We start from the raw sequence: 19363 nt of genomic DNA, 5'->3' as shown, positions 1-19363 counted from the left end.
AATGTGAACGCGATAACATAAAATGCAGGAGGAGGTATTTTAACATGGACATCATCAGTACAGAGAAGGCGCCCGGAGCAATCGGACCATATTCCCAGGGCTTTGAGGTGAACGGCCTGGTTTATACATCGGGCCAGATTCCCGTGGATCCGGCTGACGGCACCATCCCTCAGGGAATCGAGGCGCAGGCAGGACAGAGCTGCAGGAACGTGGGCGCTATCCTGGAAGCAGCGGGCAGCGGGTTTGACAAGGTATTCAAGACCACCTGTTTCCTGGCGGACATGGATGACTTCGCAGTATTTAACCAGGTGTATGCATCCTATTTTGTGTCCAAGCCGGCCAGGAGCTGTGTGGCTGTGAAGACATTGCCCAAGGGCGTGCTCTGCGAGATTGAAGCCATTGCAGTAAAGTAATGTCAAATAAAATGGGGTGTTGCAGGATGGCAGCCTCCACCGCGGAATCAGTACCTGCTAAACAGCAGATCATGCGCAGTGTGGAAGGGCCGCCTTTTGCAACACCCTATTTTGGCATATGGATACTATGCAGGGGTCAGTTATTTGTGATAATAATCGTAGCACAGGCCGTAGGGCCGGCATTTCTGCCATTGTCCCTTGCCGCGTTCGCCTACGAACACACCTTTTTGGGCTACCAGCCTGCCGCGCAGATAAACCTGCTCAGGACGGCCCTGAATCTCGAATCCTTCAAATGGCTCATAATCAATTCCATGAAGGCTGTCCTTGTTGGTGATGACGCCTTTCCAGTCTGGGTCGAAGATGACAATGTCCGCGTCAGCCCCCACCCGCAGCCCGCCTTTGCCGGGAAGCCCCACCACCTTGGCGGGATTGGTTGCAAATAATTCCACGAATTTCTGCCGTGTGATTTTTCCCGTGCACACACCATAGGTCCACAGCAGGGCCAGACGGTCCTGGACGCCGGGGCAGCCATTGGGGACATTGGAGAAATTGGTTCCCTTTTTCTTGGCCCCCTCGTAACCGCCGTCCAGGGCACAATGGTCAGAACCCACGGCGGTAAGCCAGCCTTCCCGCACGGCATGCCACATGGCATCCACGTGCTCCTGGGGCCTGAGCGGCGGCGAGCATATGTACTTGGCTCCCTCAAAGCCAGGCTTGTCAAGATAATCAGTGGTAAGGGTCAGATAATGGGTACAGGTTTCTCCAAAGATGGGCCAGCCCTGGCTGTGTGCTTCACGGATTGCTTCCATGGCTTCCTTGGCGCTTACATGGACCACGAAAAGCGGACAGTCAGCCGCCTTGGCCAGTGCGATTGCACGGCCGGTTGCCTCTTCCTCCGCAATGGGGGGACGGGCATGATAGTGGTAGACCGGGGCGGTCTTGCCCTGGCTTAAATAATGGTTCGTCAGGATGGTGATGATATCTGCATTTTCCGCATGGACCATCATGGTGACACCGGCCTCTTTGGCCCGCATCATGGCGTTTAGGATTGCCTCGTCGTCGCAGTAAAAAGAAGTGCCTTTGTATGCCATGAACAGTTTCAGTGTGGCCACGCCCACCTCGGGCAGATGCCTGACTTCCTCAAAAACAGATTCCTTGGGGTCCATGATGACTGCATGAAATGCAAAATCCACAGAGGAGATATGTTCCGCCTTGGCGGCCTGGCGGCGGATGGCGTCTAAAAGGGGCACATCCTTTTCCTGCGGCGCAAAGTCCACAATGGTTGTGGTCCCGCCCACGGCCGCTGCCTCGGCGGTCTCAAAAAGCCGCCCTCCAAAGGAGCCGTAGTGGACATGTTCGTCCACGCCTCCCGGCAGTATGTATCTGCCTGTGGCATCCACAATCCGGTCCGCATCCACCTTCAGATTGAATCCAATCTGCCGGATGGTTTCTCCCTCAATGTAGAGGTCGCCTGTGAATTCGCTGGTAGCTGTGACAATGGTTCCATTTTTAATCAGAAGGCTCATGTTAACTCCTTTCATGGATGCATGATACGCCAGGAATCAATCATTACTGGTCCAAGGACCTTTCGTGTTTGGTGTATACGCTGGAATCGATTCCCTCCAGATACCTGACAACCTCGTCAACAGGAACCACGTCCGCGAATTTTGCCTCCATATCAAACAGGTTCCACTCAATGACGCCGGGAACACGGTCGCCCACAGTGCCTTCCGGTACAATGGTCTTAAATCCATAGCCGGTGGAATCCATGACCGTATGGCGTACACAGGCACAGGAGGTTGCTCCCATGACAATCAAGGTGTCCACGCCCAGGAAGTTAAGTGTCTGGGCAAGGTGGGTCCCGAAGAAATTAGAGGCGTATTTCTTATGGATGACAGGCTCCTCGGGAAGCGGTTTCAGTTTAGGGTCGATTTCCAGCCATTCGGAGTTGATGTCCAGGGCGCTCATGGGGATTTTCTCATCCCAGCGGGGAAGGTCCCACTGCTGCTTGCCGATATATCCCGTGGTTGTATGGAAAATGGGTACACCAGACTTACGTCCGGCTTCCAGCACCTTCAGGGCATTGGCACAGACCTCTTCGGAGTGGTCGCAGGTAAATGGATGGCCTTCACTCATCCATGCCCTTGCCATGTCCACGGTGGTGATGGCGGGAGCCTTTCCAAAACCCATCTTGCGCATGAAACCACGCTCTTTATAGATTTTACGTGCCTCAGCAAATGCCTTTTTAAGAAGTTCCTCATCAAACTCATAATGGTCCACAAACTTATAATCCTTGTTTTCTGCCATGAAGTATGTACTCCTTTCCTTTTGAACGCATATTATTGACACTTATTTTTTAGACTATGGCTTTTAACCTATGACTGGTGCGAAGCCTGTTCCGGACCAGGCACACAAAAAATAAAAATAACTAATTATGCCCGAAATATAATTATATTTTTGTGCATATCGCTGTCATGCCTATAGTATAACAATGTCAGATTCATTTGGAAAGGGATTCAGGCCTTTTGTCAGACCGTGTACCGTGACAGCTGCCTGCCATGTAAAAACAGGAATATCATGAGGAGGAGATTACCATGACTGAGAAAAAACTGTCTACCCTGGGCTATCTTATGGACAGGCTGGGGCTTTCCACGGCAGGCCTGGCGCGCAGGCTTCATGTGGATGCCAGCCTGGTCAGCAAATGGCGCAGCGGAAACCGCCGCCTGAATGTAAAGTCCGTGTATTTTGAGGATATCTGTGAAATGCTTCTGGAGCAGGACAGGACAGCCCTGTGCGATGCCCTGCGCTCCCTGATCCCACTGGAGGACGAGGCGGCGCCAATGGATGAGGCCGTCCTTTTAAGGCGGGTCCTGACTGACCGCCATTTTACGGTACCCAGGGCATTTACCCTGCGGACAGAGGCAGTGTGCACGGCGGAGATAGCTGTCTATACCAGCACGGAAGGAAGGCGGCAGGCAATATCCGACCTTTTGGATGTGGCCGAGGCCATGGAACATCCGGGGGAAATGCTATATGTGGATTCGGAACAGAGCCGTTGGCTGCTGGAGGATATGGATTTTGCCAGGACCTGGGTCAGGCGGATGCTTAAGCTTTTAGACCGGGGATTCACCTTCCGGGCCGCGTTGCATTTTTCTGTTTCCGTTGACGGGTTCGTATCGTTTTTCCAGCTGTGCAGCCCTCTTATGTTCCATCGCAATGCACACTGGTATTATCATCAGTATTATGACGAAAATATATACTGGTTTTCCTTTTTCATCCTGGAACATGCAATGAGTGTCACCGGGATGTCAATGGCCACGGACCAGACCTCCACCACGGTCTATACGGACGCATATTCCATCCTCCAGCACAGGAACGTGTTCCATATGGTGCTGGCCAGCTGCCGCCCCATGTTCACGGAGCTTACCATTGATATGGAACATGAATCAATCAGCGGCCTGGACGGCCTTGCCCGGGAAGGGGAAAAGCTTTTATCCTATCTTCCCGCGCCTGCATTCATGACAGTGGGGGAAAACCTGATGGATGACATCCTTCAGGAAAATGGGGTATCAGGGCTTGCCGCACTGCGGTGCAGGCAGGTGAACCGGTTCCTGCGCCGGATGACGGAAGGGCAATTGACGGGATGCCAGCCGGCGGGTGGGAGTCTGCCGGTAGGCCAGCCTCCGGGAGGAGATCCAGAGGAAAACCATCTGCCGGGAACCGGGGAGGAAATCATCCAGATCCTGCAGCTGGATGAGATGAAATGCCGTATCCGCACACGTTTTGTAAGCACCAGCCTGTCGCTTATCTGCGGCCGCCAGGTGGTTATTTCCCCGTTTCACTATGCCAGGGGACTGGAGGAATTAGCTGGGCGCATGGAACAATTCCCCTCCTACCGGCTGTTTCTTGCAGACAGGACGGACGATATCTGCCTGCCTGATATAAACTGCTGGTGCCACGGCACCTCATGGATGGTCCAGATGGATGCACAGGGGTTCAGGGTCTGCCGGGAGTCCACACTATCCGGTGCAGCCTATATCACCCTGGAACAGGCATGGCGCAGGGTCCCTCCTGCCCGCAAGGACAGGGATGCCGTGCTGTCTGTCCTTCGGTCATTGATTGCCTACATTAAGGATTGCATTTTATAATGCATACTGTTATAATAAGTAGTAATCAATACTACATGTTAAAAGCATGGATAAGAAACCGGAGGACTTTTGTATGACCTACAAAATTATTGGAGACAGCTGTCTTGATTTGACAGATGAGTTAAAGAAGGATTCCAGATTCCAGATGATACCGCTTACACTGCAGGTCGGTAATGCAACCGTGGTGGATGATGAGACATTTGACCAGAAGAAATTCATAGATATGGTAAAGGCCTGCCCGGAATGCCCGAAGACAGCATGCCCTTCGCCGGAGACATTTAAGGAAGCGTATGAGGCGGCGGATGCAGAGGGAGTATTTGTAATCACCCTGTCAGGACATCTGAGCGGCAGTTATAATTCAGCGGCGCTGGCCAAGAAGCTGTATGAGGAAGAGCAGGCGGAAAAGGGCGAACAGGCCCAGAAAAAGCAGGTAGCCGTCATCGACTCATTATCCGCGTCCTCAGGCGAGCTTAATATTGGTCTGTTCATCCAGAGCCTGTGTGAAGCCGGGCTGGAATTTGACCAGGTCCTTGAGAAAGCCCTTGCGTTCAGGGACAGGATGCATACCTACTTTGTCCTGGAGAGCCTGGATACACTGCGCAAGAACGGAAGGCTTTCAGGGCTGCAGGCATTTTTTGCAACCGCACTTAATATCAAGCCGGTCATGGGCGCCGATGCAGGCGTCATCATCAAGCTGGACCAGGCCAGGGGAATCAACAAGGCGCTCCAGCGCATGTGCGATATCGCGGTAAAAGAAGCAGGAGATACAAAGGATAAGGTGGCGGTGGTCTGCCATGTGAACAACGCGGAGCGGGCAGAGTATACAAGGACAGAGCTGATGAAGAGAGGGCAGTTTAAAGACGTTCTGGTTACAACCGCGGCCGGGGTAGCCACTGTATATGCCAATGACGGAGGAATCATCCTGGCAATTTGACGTAAGAGGTTTTGAATGAACAGAAGGAACATAATGCTGACAGCCGTGATTATCCTTGGAATCATGCTGGCAGGAATAACCGGATATCTTGTGTGGAGCGCCACCCATAACAGATACGTGAAGGCGGAGGATATAGGCTCCTTCAAGGACAGCGCACCGGATATGGAAATGTCCGGCGGATCAGGGAATCCGGTTCAGGCGGAAGGCAGGCCGGAGGATGGGGACAGCCTGCATGGAAACCGGGGCGGGAACGGACCCTGGGACAGCGACGGGCCATGGGACCCTGCATCTGAGGGACAGCTGGCAAAAGCAGGGGACGGCCAGGGGTCTGGAACGGATGGGGCTTCCCTGGAAGATGGTCTGGGAACAGCCGCAAACGGACAGGACCAGGACATGGACAATGGGGAGCCTGGTGTGGATGGGGCAGAGGACCCTGTCATCCACTTTGTGTTCGCAGGGGACATACTTTTATCAGACCATGTACTGGGCGCCTATGATAAGGCCGGGAATATAAGCGGTGTGGTGGATGGGACGTTCCGTTCCATCATTGACAGCAGCGATGTATTCATGGTAAATGAGGAATTTCCATTCAGCAACAGGGGAGCGGCAGCGGCGGATAAACAGTTCACCTTCCGCCTGCCTCCGGAGAAGGTATCCATATTCCAGGAACTGGGAATCGACATCGTGACCCTTGCCAACAACCATGCCCTGGATTTTGGGACCGATGCCCTGCTGGACACATGTGATACACTGGATCAGGCCGGAATATTCAGGGTAGGCGCAGGCGCCAACCTGGATGAGGCAAAAAAGCCGGTCATCATGGAAATAAAAGGAAAGAAAATCGGCTTTCTGGGAGCATCCAGGGTAATCCCCGTGGGTTCGTGGAATGCCACTGCCAATGGCCCGGGTATGCTGACCACCTATGACCCGGCCCTGCTGCTGGAAGAGATAAAGAAAGCCAAAGAAGCATGCGATTTTGTTATCGTATATGTGCACTGGGGAATTGAGCGGGATGAACGCCCCCAAGAGTACCAGAGGACCATGGGGAAACAGTATATTGACGCGGGGGCCGACATGGTAATCGGCAGCCACCCCCATGTGCTTCAGGGAATGGAATATTATAAAGGGAAGCCCATTATATACAGTCTTGGTAATTTCATATTCGGCAGCAGCATTCCCAGGACAGCGCTCCTTAAGGCTGACTGGGACGGGGAGGCGCTCTCACTTGAGATGGTGCCAGGTACTTCCTCCGGCGGATATACGCGCGCCATAACCGAAGATGCAAAAAAGCAGGAGTTTTACCAGTATATGACCAGCATATCTTATGATGTCATGGTTAATGAGGAGATAAAGGCATTGTCTGAAGAATAGGCCGGGAAGCATCATTCCCGAAGCAGTCCGGGGCGGGCGGGTAGCCATGTCCCCGGACTGCTGATTGTATTGGAGTACAATGTGTCCGGTGATATTTGCGTTGGAGCGCAATATGTCCGATGTTGTTTGCGCTGGAGTGCAGTGTGCCCGGTGTTGTTTGAGCTGAAGCGCCATGCGCCCGGCTGCCGATTGTCCTGACCCGTCATGTGGACTGGATGTCCCTGCTGGTATATATGTGTCACACATCCTGAAATTAAGAAAATATTGGCCTCGGATGATTCCTGATAAATATGGAATGATTCGGGCCTTTTTATTTTGTACGATTCCAGGATTCCAGGCTTGATAGCCGGAGATTCCCTACTCCTCTTTCTGAAACTATTCTTTCAATTTCATTAAATCCATAGACAGAATCCCTGCATATGATTACAATGGAAAGGCTGGTCTGGAATCAGCATTATTTTCGTAGATGTGAAACTTTTTCACATGTTTTTCCGTCTAATAGAGTAAAGTGATTAACCCAGTACCGCGTTGCGCAAATAACTGTGAATAGGGTGCCTGATATCTGTATCGGCGGCAGCGTGCCTCATAACAGTATCGTTATGCCAAGGCGGCATTAGGTTATACAGGAGATAAATATAGATGATTTATAACACAAAGAAAAAGGCAAATAAAGCTGCCCATACAAAATCCTTATACAAGAAGAAACCTGCCGGCTTCAAACCGCGCAGGCAGCCCAGCAGAACACGCCGTGCCAAAATCCGCAGGGAAGGCGTCCACTCAACCCTGCAGTTGGGAGGAAAGCTTACCCTGGTACTGGTGGCCGTGTTCTGTGTGGCACAACTATTTTACTACGGAAAGAACTTGTCCGCCGGGGACCATGGTTTCTTTTCCTCTGCCTGGACAGCCGTAATCGGGGCAGGCATGAACGGGGGAGAGGGGAATGGAAGAATTATGGGAGGAAACGGAACTGCCGGGCCAGGTGGAAGCGGTGAGGATGGAAACGGTAATTCCGGCGGCGGTATAGGAACCAGTCAATCGGATACGGACAGCGGTGACGCAGAAGGGACGGGTACGGACCGTACAGATACGGACAAAAACCGCACAGATGCGGATCAGGCAAATTCAAATAGCACGGACGCAAATAGTACAGACATAAATAATACGGATACAAACAATACGGATACAAATAATACAGGTATAAATAATACAGGTTCAAATAGTACAGATCACAATAGTGTGAATCCCAATAGTACGGATCCCAATAGTACGAATCCTAATAGTGCGAATCCCAAAAACGGCAATTCCAAGGCAAAAGCTGAACTCACAGGCCCTGGCCGGAATCAAAACCTTCCGCCTTTCACGGGGGCTGTCTCAGGCGCTGCGCCGGGAACTGCTGTTTCAGATGGCGCTGAGAAAGTCACGGCGCCGGACCTTAAGACCATTGAGCCGCTGGGAGGATCCGGCAATGAATATGGACCAGCTGTGGCGGCAGGTCCATCAGCCGCCGCACCATCGGCAGAAAGCGTTGATCCCTCAGGAAAACTGTCCTCAATCCCAGGGCCTGTGGATGCGTCAAAACCCATGATTGCATTTACCTTTGATGACGGTCCTTTCACAAAGGTGGATCAGAGGATCTTGGACGTATTGGATGCCTATGGAGGCAGGGCCACCTTCTTTATTGTTGGAAGCCGTGTCAATGATTATAAAGATACCCTGAAACGGATCCACAACTCCGGGTCCGAAATCGGAAACCATACATATAACCATAAAAACCTGGAAAATCTTGCTCCGGAGGAAGTCATTTCCCAGGTAGAGATGACCAATGACGCAGTGGAGGCAGTGACCGGCTTCCGGCCCAAACTGGTACGGGTGCCTTACGGCGCATTTAAGGGACAGGTATCAGGGCTTGTATCCTATCCCATGATTCAGTGGAATATTGATACGGAAGACTGGTCCAGTAAGGATAAGGACGCCATTCTTTCCACCTTGTTATCCCAGGCAAAGGATGGGAGCATCATACTGATGCATGATCTTTATCCATCCACGGCGGAAGCCTTTGAGGCAGCGGTCCCACAACTGGTTGCCCAGGGTTACCAGCTTGTCACGGTCAGCGAGATGTATGCTGCCAAAGGTGTCCCCCTGGAAGCAGGCCAGGTATATTTTAATATCCGAAAATAGGAATTATATGGAAAACAGGAGGCCCCTTCAGGCCTCCTGTCCATTTTCATGCATCTGGCATGATTTATTCCTGTCCATCTAAAAACTGTTCCCCATAACCATAATGCTCAACCACATAATCAATATCCTTGTCGCCCCTGCCGCTTAAGCATACCAGGATGGAACCCTGCCTCATCTCTTTTGCCCTGCGCATGGCGTAGGCAACGGCATGGGAGCTTTCAATGGCCGGGATGATTCCTTCGTACCGGGATAATTTGAAAAATGCTTCCATGGCTTCCTCGTCGCTGACCGTCTCGTATCTGACCCGTCCAAGGTCATGGAGGAACGCGTGTTCCGGTCCCACGGATGGGTAATCCAGGCCGCTGGCAATGGAATAAACCGGAGCCGGTTCACCATTTTCATCTTTTAACATGATGCTTTCAAAGCCGTGCATGATGCCCTTCTCGCCGAATTTCATGGAAGCTGCATGGTCGCCCAGCTTTTCACCTCTTCCAAGAGGTTCAATTCCGGTAATGTCTACCGGGTCATCTAAAAACGGGATGAACATGCCGATGGAGTTGCTGCCTCCTCCCACGCAGGCGCACACTTCATCCGGGAACATGCCTGTCATCTCATAGAACTGGTCCCTGGCCTCATATCCCACAACCGACTGGAAATCCCGCACCATCAGTGGGAAGGGATGCGGGCCTAAAGCGGAACCGATGCAGTAGATGGAGTCCTTGTAGTTTTTGGCATAGGATTCAAATGCAGAATCCACTGCTTCCTTTAAGGTCTTAAGGCCATGGGTGACCGGTACGACCTTTGCCCCCAGAATCTTCATCCTGGTAACATTGGGGGCCTGCTTTGCAATGTCAACTTCACCCATGTGTATCTCGCATTCCAGGCCAAAGAAGGCGGCGGCCGTTGCCAGGGCCACGCCGTGCTGCCCCGCGCCTGTTTCTGCAATCAGACGCTTCTTGCCCATGAACTTGGCGAGGAGGCCCTCGCCCATGCAGTGGTTCAGCTTATGGGCGCCGGTATGGTTTAAATCCTCCCGCTTCAGGTAAATCTGGCAGTTCCCGATTTTCTTGGACAGACGCTCACAGTGGTAAACCGGCGTGGGCCTGCCCTGGAACTCCTTGCGTATCCTGCGCAGTTCATTGATGAACTGGGAAGAGTGGCAGATGGTCTGGTAGGCGTCTGCGATTTCCTCAAAAGCAGGAACCAGCTCATCGGTCAGGTAAGCGCCGCCGTAAGGGCCAAAACGGCCATCCTTATCGGGATAGTTCTTTAAATATGTCCTGTAATCCATATCCTTCTCCTTTAACGTATCGTGATGTTATCCATTATAGCTTTATTTGGGGTACATTTCAATCGCATTTCAGCTTGAAAACAGCTGGTGTCAGTAGTATCCTGTATCTATAGACATAAAAAGCCGGAATTCCAGTATGGTTCAGCTGATCTGGGCCAGGGCGTGCTTTACCCTAAGTGGGTACCTTTGGTGGATTCCTGTGGATTCCTTAGGGCAGAAGGCGGGAATGTATGTTCAGACACACCCTGGATGCTTCATCCAGCCATATGGATAAAGGCAGAGTATACGGAGGTATATGCCATGAAAAAATTGGGATTGGTGGGTGGGATGGGACCGGAATCCACGGTTCCCTATTACAGGGGGATCATCTATGGGGTCCGTGAGAGGATGGGAGAAAATGTACTGCCTTTTCTTTCACTGGAAAGTGTGAATGTATTTGACATCCAGAGGTTCTGCAACGAAGGGCGCTACGAGGAGCTGACCGCTTACCTGCTGGCCGCAGTCAGGAACCTTGCGGCGGCCGGGGCGGAGGTCGGCGCACTGTCCGCCAACACGCCCCATATCGTATTTGACCAGCTGAAGAAGCAGACGCCCATCCCTCTGGTAAGTATCATCGAAGCTGCCTGTGGGGAAGCAAACAGGCGGGGACTGACAAGACTGGGGCTGATGGGGACAATATTTACCATGAAAGGCAGCTTTTTTCAAAGGCCTTTTGAAGAAAGCGGCATCCAGGTCATAAGTCCCCGGGAAGATGAGATGGAATATATCAATGAGAAAATATACACGGAACTGGAATTTGCGGATGTCAGGGAAGAGACACAGGAAGGGCTTGTGAGGATCATAAGGAGGATGGTGGAGGAAGATGGCATACAGGCCGTCATTCTGGGCTGCACCGAACTGCCGCTGGCCCTCAATGACCGGATTTCCCCGGTGCCATGTCTGGATACCATGAAGATACATGTGCAGGCGCTGGTAGAAGAGATAATCAGTGGGTAGGAACCGGGAGACAGCCGGAAGGGAAGTAAAGGGCATACGTGCAGTACTTCCCGGCGGATGGAAGCAATAATCTCTTTTTAATCAATAAGGGGGTAACTATGAAAAGAATCATCCTAACCGCATTATTATCAATCAGTATGAGTTTTACCGCATTTGCCGGACAGTGGCAAAAGGACGCCAATGGCTGGTGGTATCAATATGATGATGGCTCTTATCCATATGATGAATGGATTCTAATACAATCCGAATGCTACTATTTTGATCATAATGGATATATGCTTTCTGACACAATAACCCCGGATGGATACCAGGTGGACAAGGATGGAAAATGTAATGCCGGGCCGAAAGCAGTCAGTAATAATGGCATCCGGTGCTGGAATGAAAACGCATCCATAGCGATTGAAGGCGAACCGGTTCCTCTCTATGAAAGTGAATACCATCATGGTAAACTGTGTTATATTTTAGATGACAGTGTAGGCACATTCCGCTTACCCAGTTCAAAATGTAATATTAATCCTGCCGGTCATGAGATATGGCTTCGCGGCATAATATATCCGGATGGTTAAATCATGTCCTTGAAGGAAACCGTGGTCTATCCACTTGAATACGATCGGGATTACAATATGGATTTTACCGGGGAAGGCCTATCTGCTTATGAGCTGTCACAATTTTGCAACGATCATGATGTTAACATTTGGATTGAAATAGTGGATAAAGAAACTGAAATCCCTATGGGATATTGCAGTCAGCGGGTTGTTCTTAGATACGCTTCCCCGGCAAGTATCCCGACTGGTGAGATTGGGTGAACCAGGCGCCGCCCTCAGTGCTAAAGCGTCCGTAGCTCTGTACAGCAATAGCTCTGTACAGCAATAGGTTGGGAATATCTTTCAAACGAAGAACAGTGTGCCTGGCTGATATAATATCCATACGCCATGCACACTGTTTTATTATTTTTAATTTAATTTGAAAATACCAATATCTATAGCCTGCGCGCAATCGCCTTTATAAAGTCCTCGCTGTTCAGTACAACCGGATTTGGATTGGTTGTGATCAGGGCCAGGTCCTTGGTCATCTCGCCTTCCTCAATGGTATCCAAGGTGGCCTTCTCCAGCCTGTCTGCAAATTCCATCAGTTCCTTATTGCCGTCCAGTTCGCCGCGCTTACGAAGGGCGCCTGTCCATGCGAAGATGGTGGCAACGGAGTTGGTGGAGGTTTCCTCGCCCTTTAAGTGCTTATAGTAATGACGCTGTACGGTGCCGTGGGCGGCCTCATACTCAAAGTTGCCGTCCGGTGACACCAGGACAGAGGTCATCATGGCCAGGGAACCGAAGGCAGAGGAAATCATATCGCTCATCACATCACCGTCATAGTTCTTGCAGGCCCAGATATAGCCGCCCTCGGACTTCATGACACGGGCAACCGCGTCATCAATCAGGGTGTAGAAATAAGTGATTCCGGCGTCCTCGAATTTCTTTGTGTATTCCGCATCAAAAATATCCTGGAAAATATCCTTGAAGGTATGGTCATACTTTTTGGAAATGGTATCCTTGGTGGCAAACCACAGGTCCTGTCTGGTATCAAGGGCATAGTTGAAACAGCTTCTGGCAAAGCTTTCAATGGATCTGTTCACATTGTGCATGCCCTGTACGATTCCCGGGCAGTTAAAGCTGTGGATCAGTTCACGGCTCTCCGTTCCGTCCTCAGCCGTGTATACCAGCTCTACCTTCCCGGGTCCCGGAATCTTCATCTCAGACGCCTTATAGACATCGCCGTAAGCGTGTCTTGCAATGGTGATGGGCTTTTTCCAGCACTTTACGCATGGCTCAATCCCCTTCACCACAATGGGGGCACGGAACACGGTGCCGTCCAGGATGGCACGGATGGTGGCGTTTGGACTTTTCCACATTTCCTTCAGATGATATTCCTCCACACGGGCAGCGTTGGGGGTGATGGTGGCGCACTTGACGGCCACACCGTACTTCTTGGTGGCGTTGGCAGAATCGATGGTTACCTGGTCATCGGTTTCATCCCTGTATTCCAGGCCAAGGTCGTAGTACTCTGTCTTCAGATCTATGTACGGCAGAAGCAGGTTGTCCTTAATCATCTGCCAGAGAATCCTTGTCATCTCATCGCCGTCCATCTCTACGATGGGGGTGGTCATCTTAATTTTGTCCATACTATGTCCTCCTGATTTTTCGCATTATGTTATAGTATACGACGAATTGCTTTTCAGCACAAGGGTTTCATTCCCTAAAAATTGGGATTCATAGAGGAAAATGCTTTCCCTGCCACGTATCCCTTTCCTTAAAACGCCGGTGAAGGCTGTTCAGCACAAGTCGCTTATTCCCGCTCCACAGCGGGGAAACCAAAAGCTTTTTGGGACCGTCCCCTGTAATCCGGTGAATGGTCATGTCAGGGGGGAGCAGTTCCACACAGTCAATCACAAGGTCAAGGTATTCCTCCATGGACAGCACCGGAAAGGGGGTATCCCGGTAAATCCTGGCCAGGTCCGTGCCGTTCAGGATGTGGAGCAGCTGAAGCTTGATGCCATCCACCACACCCTTCGCCAGATACCTTACCGTCTCAAGCATCATTTCCCTGGTTTCACCAGGAAGTCCCAGGATAACGTGGACAATGACCGTAATCCCTGCCTCCTTAAGCCGGAGAAGGGCGGATTCGAAGACAGGCAGGGGATAGCCCCTGCGGATGAAACAGGCCGTGGATTCGTGGATGGTCTGCAGTCCAAGTTCCACCCACACCGGTTTTATTGAATTAAGTTCCCGCAGCAGATCCACCACTTCAGGCCCCAGGCAGTCCGGCCTGGTTGCAACGGACAGGGCAGCGATGTCAGGGTGGCGGATAGCGTCTGTGAATATGGCCCTGAGATGGGACAGCGGGGCATAGGTGTTGGTATAGGACTGGAAATAGGCGATATAGGAACCAGGGCCGGACATTTTCCTTTGCACCTGCAGCTTGGCAGCTTCAATCTGTTCATGGACAGAATCCATCACAGGTGCGGCAAAGTCCCCGGAGCCTCCTGCGCTGCAGAAGATACATGGGCCGCTGCCAAGGGTCCCGTCACGGCCCGGGCAGGTCATGCCGCCGTTTAAGGAAAGCTTATACACTTTTTGGCCAAATTGTTTTTTTAACTCATAGTCCAGGGAATGATAGGGTTTACCGTTCCAGTCCATATCAGGGGCACCGCCTTTTTAGATTTTTCATTTTTGGATTATAGCAGGAAACCGGGGGCATTTCCATAAAAATTGATACAAAGACATAAAATATTCTATTGTGGGCACAGGCCATGCTGTGATAAACTAATCCCAGACAGGGGTGCCCGCCCCTGATTTTGTGTATGATAAAGGAGAGGTAAGGCATGAAGGTAAATGAGACCATTCAGATGATGGAAAGTGAAGGCGCTAAAACACTTCTGGCTAAGTTATACGGAGAGGATGCCGTGGCAGGGAACGTGGCGCGGTATCAGGAACTGCTGAAAGGATATGAGAAGACCTTTGGGGACAGCGGGGACGTGCTCTTATTTTCCTCACCGGGACGCACGGAAATCAGCGGAAACCATACGGACCACAATCACGGCAAGGTGCTGGCGGGAAGCATTAACCTGGATTGCGTGGGCGTTGCCGCAAAAAACAGCTCCAGCCATGTACATATTGTAAGTGAGACATACAACCAGGACTTTACCATCGATCTGAACCATCTGGAACCCAGTGAGAAAAAGGCGGGGACCGTGGACCTGGTAAAGGGCCTTTTAAAGGGATTTGAGGAGTCCGGGTATTCGGTGGGCGGATTTAATGCATATATAACAAGCAATGTCATCAGCGCGGCAGGCGTCAGTTCATCCGCATCCTTTGAGATGCTCCTGTGTTCCATGCTGAATACATTTTTCAATGAGGGCCGTATGGATACCGTGGCCTATGCCCATATTGGCAAATACTCCGAGAATAACTACTGGGACAAGGCCTCAGGCCTTCTGGACCAGATGGCCTGCGCGGTGGGCGGGCTGATTACCATTGACTTCGTGGAACCCAGCGCACCGGCAGTGGAGAAGATAGATTTTGACTTTGGCTCACAGAACCACAGCCTGATCATCGTACAGACCGGAAAAGGCCATGCGGACCTGAGCGCCGATTATTCATCCGTCCCCAATGAGATGAAGAAGGTGGCCCAGTTCTTTGGCAAGGAAGTTCTGTCACAGGTGACAGAGGAGGAGGTAATCAGTAACCTGGCAGAAGTGCGCCAGTTTGCAGGCGACCGTTCCGTGCTGCGCGCCCTGCATTTCTTTGAGGAGAACAAGAGGGTGGAAGCAGAGGTGGCAGCCTTAAAGGAGAACCGTTTTGAAGACTTCTTAGCCAATATCACAGCTTCCGGCAATTCCTCCTGGAAATGGCTCCAGAACTGCTTTACCAACAGCAATTATCAGGAACAGGGAATCACCGTGACCCTGGCCCTCACGGAACTGTTCATTGCCGGGAAGCAGAAAGGCGCCTGCCGTGTCCACGGAGGCGGGTTCGCCGGTGTCATCATGGCCATGCTGCCCAACGAACTGGTGGATGAATACATCACCTACATTGAAAACTGCACAGGCAAGGGAAGCGCCTTCAGGATGAGCATCCGTCCCTACGGAGCCATCTGTGTCAACGGGTACATAAAATAAAACAGGGCAGTACTGCCTGCGTGTTTTGTCGATGAAAGGGCGGTAAATATTGTGAAATCCAGTGGTCATCAAGGGGACATTGCGGTATAATGGGACTCAGAAATGAGATAGGGAGGAGAATCAGTATGATAGGTGAGGAAACATTGAAACTCCTGAAAGAGGCATTGGCTGAGAGCCGTTATACGGTAGCTGTCTGCGGTTCCGGAATGCTGGAGGAAGGCGGTATCTTAGGACTTAAACAGGAGGGACGTGCCTATGAGATTGAGCAGGAATATGGGCAGTCCCCGGAGGAGCTGTTCCACATATCCTGTTTTTCCAGGAGACCGGAACTGTTCTATGATTTTTACAGGCGTGAGATACTGGAGAAGATACCAAGGATGACCCCGTCCGTGGAGGCGCTGACAGAGATGGAGAGGCGCGGTATGCTCCAGTGCATGGTGACCACCAGCATTTACGACCTGCCAAGGTCCGCTGAGACAAAGAATGTGATATACCTCCACGGCGGGATATATGAAAATACATGCACCCACTGTGGAAAGCATTACTCCATGGACTACATAAGGAATTCCAGGCACGTCCCCCTGTGTGAGGACTGCGGCCACATCATCCGCCCAGGCACGTTCCTGTACGGGGAAATGGTGGACAGCCAGATGGTAAGCCGCACCACCCAGGAGATATCCAAAGCCGACGTACTCCTTGTTCTTGGAACAAGCCTGCGCTCCGATGTATACAGTCATTACATCCGGTATTTCCAGGGAAAGAAGATGATAATCATCCACAGGGCGCCCAGGCCTTTGGATGAGAAGGCGGATATGGTGATATATGATCTGCCCCAGAATGTGCTGCCGTTGTTGGTGGGGATGGGGGTTTATGATTTTTGAAGAGGGATGCAACCTCTGATTCTGATGCATCCCCGGAGGCAGGGGTGGGAGGCGGACGGGGTGGCGGGGGCTGGTTCCGGGGACATGGTTTGCTAACTCAGGCAGGCACCGGAAACGGGGCACCGTCTCAACTACCGAAAAATCTTGATGATTTTTCATCCGTGGAGACTCTGCGCTCGGGCTTTGAGGCCCTCGCTCGGCCCCGTTTCCGCCGCCTGCCTGAGCAAGCAAACCATCCCCCCTCCACAAGCTCCCGCCACCCCGTCCGCCTCCCACCCCTGCCTCCTGCTAAGGCTATGAAGAGGTTGCTGTGTATTCCTATCACTACATAAACACCCAACCCGGGAGTAAAGAGAGACTCGCAGGCGTTAACATATCGTATTCCATATGCTAAGTCCGTCAGGTCGGAGATAAGAGATGAAGATAAGGGATAAAAAATAAAGGAAAAAAAGATATAAAAGATAAGATACACAAAATAAACCAAGCCCCAATATTTCCATATCATATAGGCCCGAGATAGATAAGAACTTATTCAGAAAGATTAAGAACTTACCCTGTCCAGTCTATAAAAATATGGAGATATTTCGGCTTGGTTTATTTATTCTTATTCCCGGATTTAAGAGATGGGAAAGGGAAAGAGGAAAAGCGTAGTGGGTGAGTGGAATGGGGATGGGGGCGGTGGAGGCATCTACAGGGGCGTGCAGGTCTTAGTCTCCGGGAAGCGGTGCTAAGAGACTGGCGTCCTTTGTCTGAGCCCGATACCGAAATCCATGGCAGCACCTCACTGCGAGTTTGGGCGCCAGTCTCTTGTCCAGCGCCGGTTCCCGGAGGCTTAGAGCTGCTAGCCCCGCAGCCGTCTCCACCGTCCCTATCCCCATTCCACTCACGGACGGAACAACCTCACCCCTCCGCCCACCCCTTAAATCCAACTTTAATTCCTATGGAACGAATCCAACAGCTGATTCTTAATATGCCACAATTCATTGGACAGATCCACATGGACCGTGTGCGGGTTAATCAGACGTTTGGACTCGTCCCAGAGTGTGTCCAGTTCCTTCCTGCAGTAGGCCTGGATATCCATTACCTTAGGGGAATCGTATACGCACTGACCGTTCAGGAAGATGGGTACAAGCAGTTCCCTTAAGGTATAGCTGCCAGGGGCCAGCATGGTCTTTTTCCAGGTTTCAATGGGGTCGAAGAGCAGCAGGGAGTTTTCCGTGTTGAACTCCTCGCCTACCAGGCAGATTAAATCGGCGATGATCTTGCCGGTGGCCTTGTCGTAAATGCGCTGTATGGTCTTGTTGCAGGGGTTGGTGATCTTCTCTGCGTTTTCTGAAAGCTTGATCTTGGGGATGAACTGTCCGGTGGCCTTGTCCTTTACGGCCGCCAGCTTGTACACTCCGCCAAAGGACGGGCAGTCCTTGGCTGTAATCAGGTTAGTGCCGACGCCCCAGGAGTTGATGGTTGCGCCCTGCATCTTCAGGGAGTTAATCAGGTTTTCATCCAGGTCATTGGAAGCGGAGATGACTGCGTCCGGGAATCCGGCGTCGTCCAGCATTTTCTTGGCCTTCTTGGACAGGTAGGCCAGGTCGCCGCTGTCCAGGCGGATACCGTAAAAGGTAAGGGGGATTCCGGCTTCACGCATCTCCTTAAATACCTTGATGGCATTGGGGACGCCGGAGTCCAGGGTGTCATAGGTGTCTACCAGCAGGATGCATGCGGACGGATACAGCTTGGCGTAGGTGCGGAAGGCCGTAAGCTCATCCGGGAAACTCATGATCCAGCTGTGTGCATGGGTACCCTTGACCGGAACATCGAACATCTTGCCGCAGAGCACATTGGAGGTGCCGATACAGCCCGCAATCATGGCGGCCCTTGCGCCGTAAACGCCTGCGTCCGGTCCCTGCGCGCGGCGCAGACCGAATTCCATGACGCCGTCGCCCTTGGCCGCATACACGATGCGCTCGGTCTTGGTGGCTATCAGGCTCTGGTGGTTGATGATATTGAGCAGGGCCGTCTCCACCAGCTGCGCCTGCATGATGGGGGCGATGACCTTGACCAGCGGTTCCCTTGGGAAGACGATGGTCCCCTCCGGGATTGCGTAGATGTCCCCGGTAAAGCGGAAGCCGCGGAGATATTTTAAGAAGTCCTCCTCGAATATTCCCAGGCTTCCCAGGTACTCAATGTCGCTTTCGTCAAAATGCAGGTCCCTGATGTATTCAATCACCTGCTCCAGCCCGGCGCAGATGGCAAAGCCATTGCCGTGGGGATTGGTGCGGTAGAACATGTCAAAGATGACTGTCTCGTTGGCGTCTTTTTCCTTAAAATATCCCTGCATCATGGTCAGTTCATACAGGTCTGTCAGTAACGTAAGATTTCTCTGTTCCATATAGGTTCCTCCCTGGTGCGTGGCCGGGAGCTGTCCGCGGATATGCGGAATCGCTGTATTTTGACGGCTGCGCTTGTATGTTGCTAAGTA

The 19363-nt window shown here is 51.7% G+C and carries 15 protein-coding genes; 9 read left to right on the top strand and 6 right to left on the bottom strand.

Going from position 1 to position 19363, the window contains the following annotated elements; genetic code table 11:
- Positions 1 to 44 precede the first annotated feature (44 nt).
- Positions 45 to 413, top strand: coding sequence for a RidA family protein (locus LK536_RS40540; protein WP_008716881.1), 369 nt, complete (start codon positions 45 to 47; stop codon positions 411 to 413).
- A gap of 140 nt (positions 414 to 553) precedes the next feature.
- On the opposite strand, the gene hydA is transcribed toward LK536_RS40540, so the two are convergent.
- Entirely contained in the window at positions 554 to 1954 is a 1401-nt protein-coding gene (gene hydA, locus LK536_RS40535; protein WP_506092126.1) for a dihydropyrimidinase, read from the bottom strand.
- Positions 1955 to 1982: 28 nt separating this feature from the next.
- Entirely contained in the window at positions 1983 to 2720 is a 738-nt protein-coding gene (locus LK536_RS40530) for an isochorismatase family protein (protein ID WP_008716878.1), read from the bottom strand.
- A gap of 287 nt (positions 2721 to 3007) precedes the next feature.
- Between LK536_RS40530 and LK536_RS40525 the strand changes: the two genes are divergently transcribed.
- From LK536_RS40525 to LK536_RS40510, 4 genes are all read left to right on the top strand, one after another.
- A complete protein-coding gene (locus LK536_RS40525) occupies positions 3008 to 4561 on the top strand; it encodes a helix-turn-helix domain-containing protein (protein ID WP_227795977.1) in 1554 nt (517 codons plus the stop codon).
- Positions 4562 to 4634: 73 nt separating this feature from the next.
- A complete protein-coding gene (locus LK536_RS40520) occupies positions 4635 to 5495 on the top strand; it encodes a DegV family protein (RefSeq protein WP_008716874.1) in 861 nt (286 codons plus the stop codon).
- Between the two features lie 15 nt (positions 5496 to 5510).
- Positions 5511 to 6866, top strand: a complete 1356-nt coding sequence (locus LK536_RS40515; RefSeq protein ID WP_227795978.1) for a CapA family protein — start codon at positions 5511 to 5513, stop codon at positions 6864 to 6866.
- A gap of 639 nt (positions 6867 to 7505) precedes the next feature.
- Positions 7506 to 9044, top strand: coding sequence for a polysaccharide deacetylase family protein (locus tag LK536_RS40510; RefSeq protein WP_227795979.1), 1539 nt, complete (start codon positions 7506 to 7508; stop codon positions 9042 to 9044).
- Between the two features lie 64 nt (positions 9045 to 9108).
- On the opposite strand, the gene trpB is transcribed toward LK536_RS40510, so the two are convergent.
- Positions 9109 to 10335 (bottom strand): tryptophan synthase subunit beta, encoded by a 1227-nt coding sequence (gene trpB / locus LK536_RS40505; RefSeq protein WP_008716869.1) that lies wholly within the window; start codon positions 10333 to 10335, stop codon positions 9109 to 9111.
- Positions 10336 to 10635: 300 nt separating this feature from the next.
- Between trpB and LK536_RS40500 the strand changes: the two genes are divergently transcribed.
- Both LK536_RS40500 and LK536_RS40495 read left to right on the top strand, forming a co-directional pair.
- Positions 10636 to 11331 carry an aspartate/glutamate racemase family protein gene (locus LK536_RS40500; protein ID WP_008716867.1) on the top strand — a complete coding sequence of 232 codons (696 nt, stop codon included), beginning with the start codon at positions 10636 to 10638 and terminating at the stop codon, positions 11329 to 11331.
- A 98-nt stretch (positions 11332 to 11429) separates the two neighbouring features.
- Positions 11430 to 11897: a hypothetical protein gene (locus LK536_RS40495; protein ID WP_227795980.1), complete on the top strand. Its 468-nt coding sequence runs from the start codon at positions 11430 to 11432 to the stop codon at positions 11895 to 11897.
- Positions 11898 to 12310: 413 nt separating this feature from the next.
- On the opposite strand, the gene LK536_RS40490 is transcribed toward LK536_RS40495, so the two are convergent.
- Both LK536_RS40490 and mnmL read right to left on the bottom strand, forming a co-directional pair.
- Positions 12311 to 13507, bottom strand: coding sequence for an NADP-dependent isocitrate dehydrogenase (locus LK536_RS40490; RefSeq protein WP_227795981.1), 1197 nt, complete (start codon positions 13505 to 13507; stop codon positions 12311 to 12313).
- 88 nt (positions 13508 to 13595) lie between these two features.
- A complete protein-coding gene (mnmL, locus tag LK536_RS40485; RefSeq protein WP_227795982.1) occupies positions 13596 to 14522 on the bottom strand; it encodes a tRNA modification radical SAM protein MnmL/YtqA in 927 nt (308 codons plus the stop codon).
- Between the two features lie 185 nt (positions 14523 to 14707).
- On the opposite strand from mnmL, the gene LK536_RS40480 reads away from it, so the two are divergent.
- Entirely contained in the window at positions 14708 to 16003 is a 1296-nt protein-coding gene (locus LK536_RS40480; RefSeq protein ID WP_025486974.1) for a galactokinase, read from the top strand.
- A 125-nt stretch (positions 16004 to 16128) separates the two neighbouring features.
- Entirely contained in the window at positions 16129 to 16884 is a 756-nt protein-coding gene (locus LK536_RS40475; RefSeq protein ID WP_227795983.1) for an SIR2 family NAD-dependent protein deacylase, read from the top strand.
- A 931-nt stretch (positions 16885 to 17815) separates the two neighbouring features.
- Here the strand turns inward: LK536_RS40475 and LK536_RS40470 are convergent.
- Positions 17816 to 19273: a nicotinate phosphoribosyltransferase gene (locus tag LK536_RS40470; RefSeq protein WP_227795984.1), complete on the bottom strand. Its 1458-nt coding sequence runs from the start codon at positions 19271 to 19273 to the stop codon at positions 17816 to 17818.
- Positions 19274 to 19363 lie beyond the last annotated feature (90 nt).

The organism is Clostridium pacaense, from assembly GCF_020709765.2.
GTDB lineage: Bacteria > Bacillota > Clostridia > Lachnospirales > Lachnospiraceae > Enterocloster > Enterocloster hominis.
This window is presented reverse-complemented; position numbering and strand designations above follow the sequence as displayed.

What these genes read in the sequence shown, in the direction of transcription:
- LK536_RS40540 (WP_008716881.1), top strand. Translation starts at nt 45, where the DNA reads ATGGACATCATCAGTACAGAGAAGGCGCCCGGAGCAATCGGACCATAT.
- hydA (WP_506092126.1), bottom strand. Translation starts at nt 1,954, where the DNA reads ATGAAAGGAGTTAACATGAGCCTTCTGATTAAAAATGGAACCATTGTC.
- LK536_RS40530 (WP_008716878.1), bottom strand. Translation starts at nt 2,720, where the DNA reads ATGGCAGAAAACAAGGATTATAAGTTTGTGGACCATTATGAGTTTGAT.
- LK536_RS40525 (WP_227795977.1), top strand. Translation starts at nt 3,008, where the DNA reads ATGACTGAGAAAAAACTGTCTACCCTGGGCTATCTTATGGACAGGCTG.
- LK536_RS40520 (WP_008716874.1), top strand. Translation starts at nt 4,635, where the DNA reads ATGACCTACAAAATTATTGGAGACAGCTGTCTTGATTTGACAGATGAG.
- LK536_RS40515 (WP_227795978.1), top strand. Translation starts at nt 5,511, where the DNA reads ATGAACAGAAGGAACATAATGCTGACAGCCGTGATTATCCTTGGAATC.
- LK536_RS40510 (WP_227795979.1), top strand. Translation starts at nt 7,506, where the DNA reads ATGATTTATAACACAAAGAAAAAGGCAAATAAAGCTGCCCATACAAAA.
- trpB (WP_008716869.1), bottom strand. Translation starts at nt 10,335, where the DNA reads ATGGATTACAGGACATATTTAAAGAACTATCCCGATAAGGATGGCCGT.
- LK536_RS40500 (WP_008716867.1), top strand. Translation starts at nt 10,636, where the DNA reads ATGAAAAAATTGGGATTGGTGGGTGGGATGGGACCGGAATCCACGGTT.
- LK536_RS40495 (WP_227795980.1), top strand. Translation starts at nt 11,430, where the DNA reads ATGAAAAGAATCATCCTAACCGCATTATTATCAATCAGTATGAGTTTT.
- LK536_RS40490 (WP_227795981.1), bottom strand. Translation starts at nt 13,507, where the DNA reads ATGGACAAAATTAAGATGACCACCCCCATCGTAGAGATGGACGGCGAT.
- mnmL (WP_227795982.1), bottom strand. Translation starts at nt 14,522, where the DNA reads ATGGACTGGAACGGTAAACCCTATCATTCCCTGGACTATGAGTTAAAA.
- LK536_RS40480 (WP_025486974.1), top strand. Translation starts at nt 14,708, where the DNA reads ATGAAGGTAAATGAGACCATTCAGATGATGGAAAGTGAAGGCGCTAAA.
- LK536_RS40475 (WP_227795983.1), top strand. Translation starts at nt 16,129, where the DNA reads ATGATAGGTGAGGAAACATTGAAACTCCTGAAAGAGGCATTGGCTGAG.
- LK536_RS40470 (WP_227795984.1), bottom strand. Translation starts at nt 19,273, where the DNA reads ATGGAACAGAGAAATCTTACGTTACTGACAGACCTGTATGAACTGACC.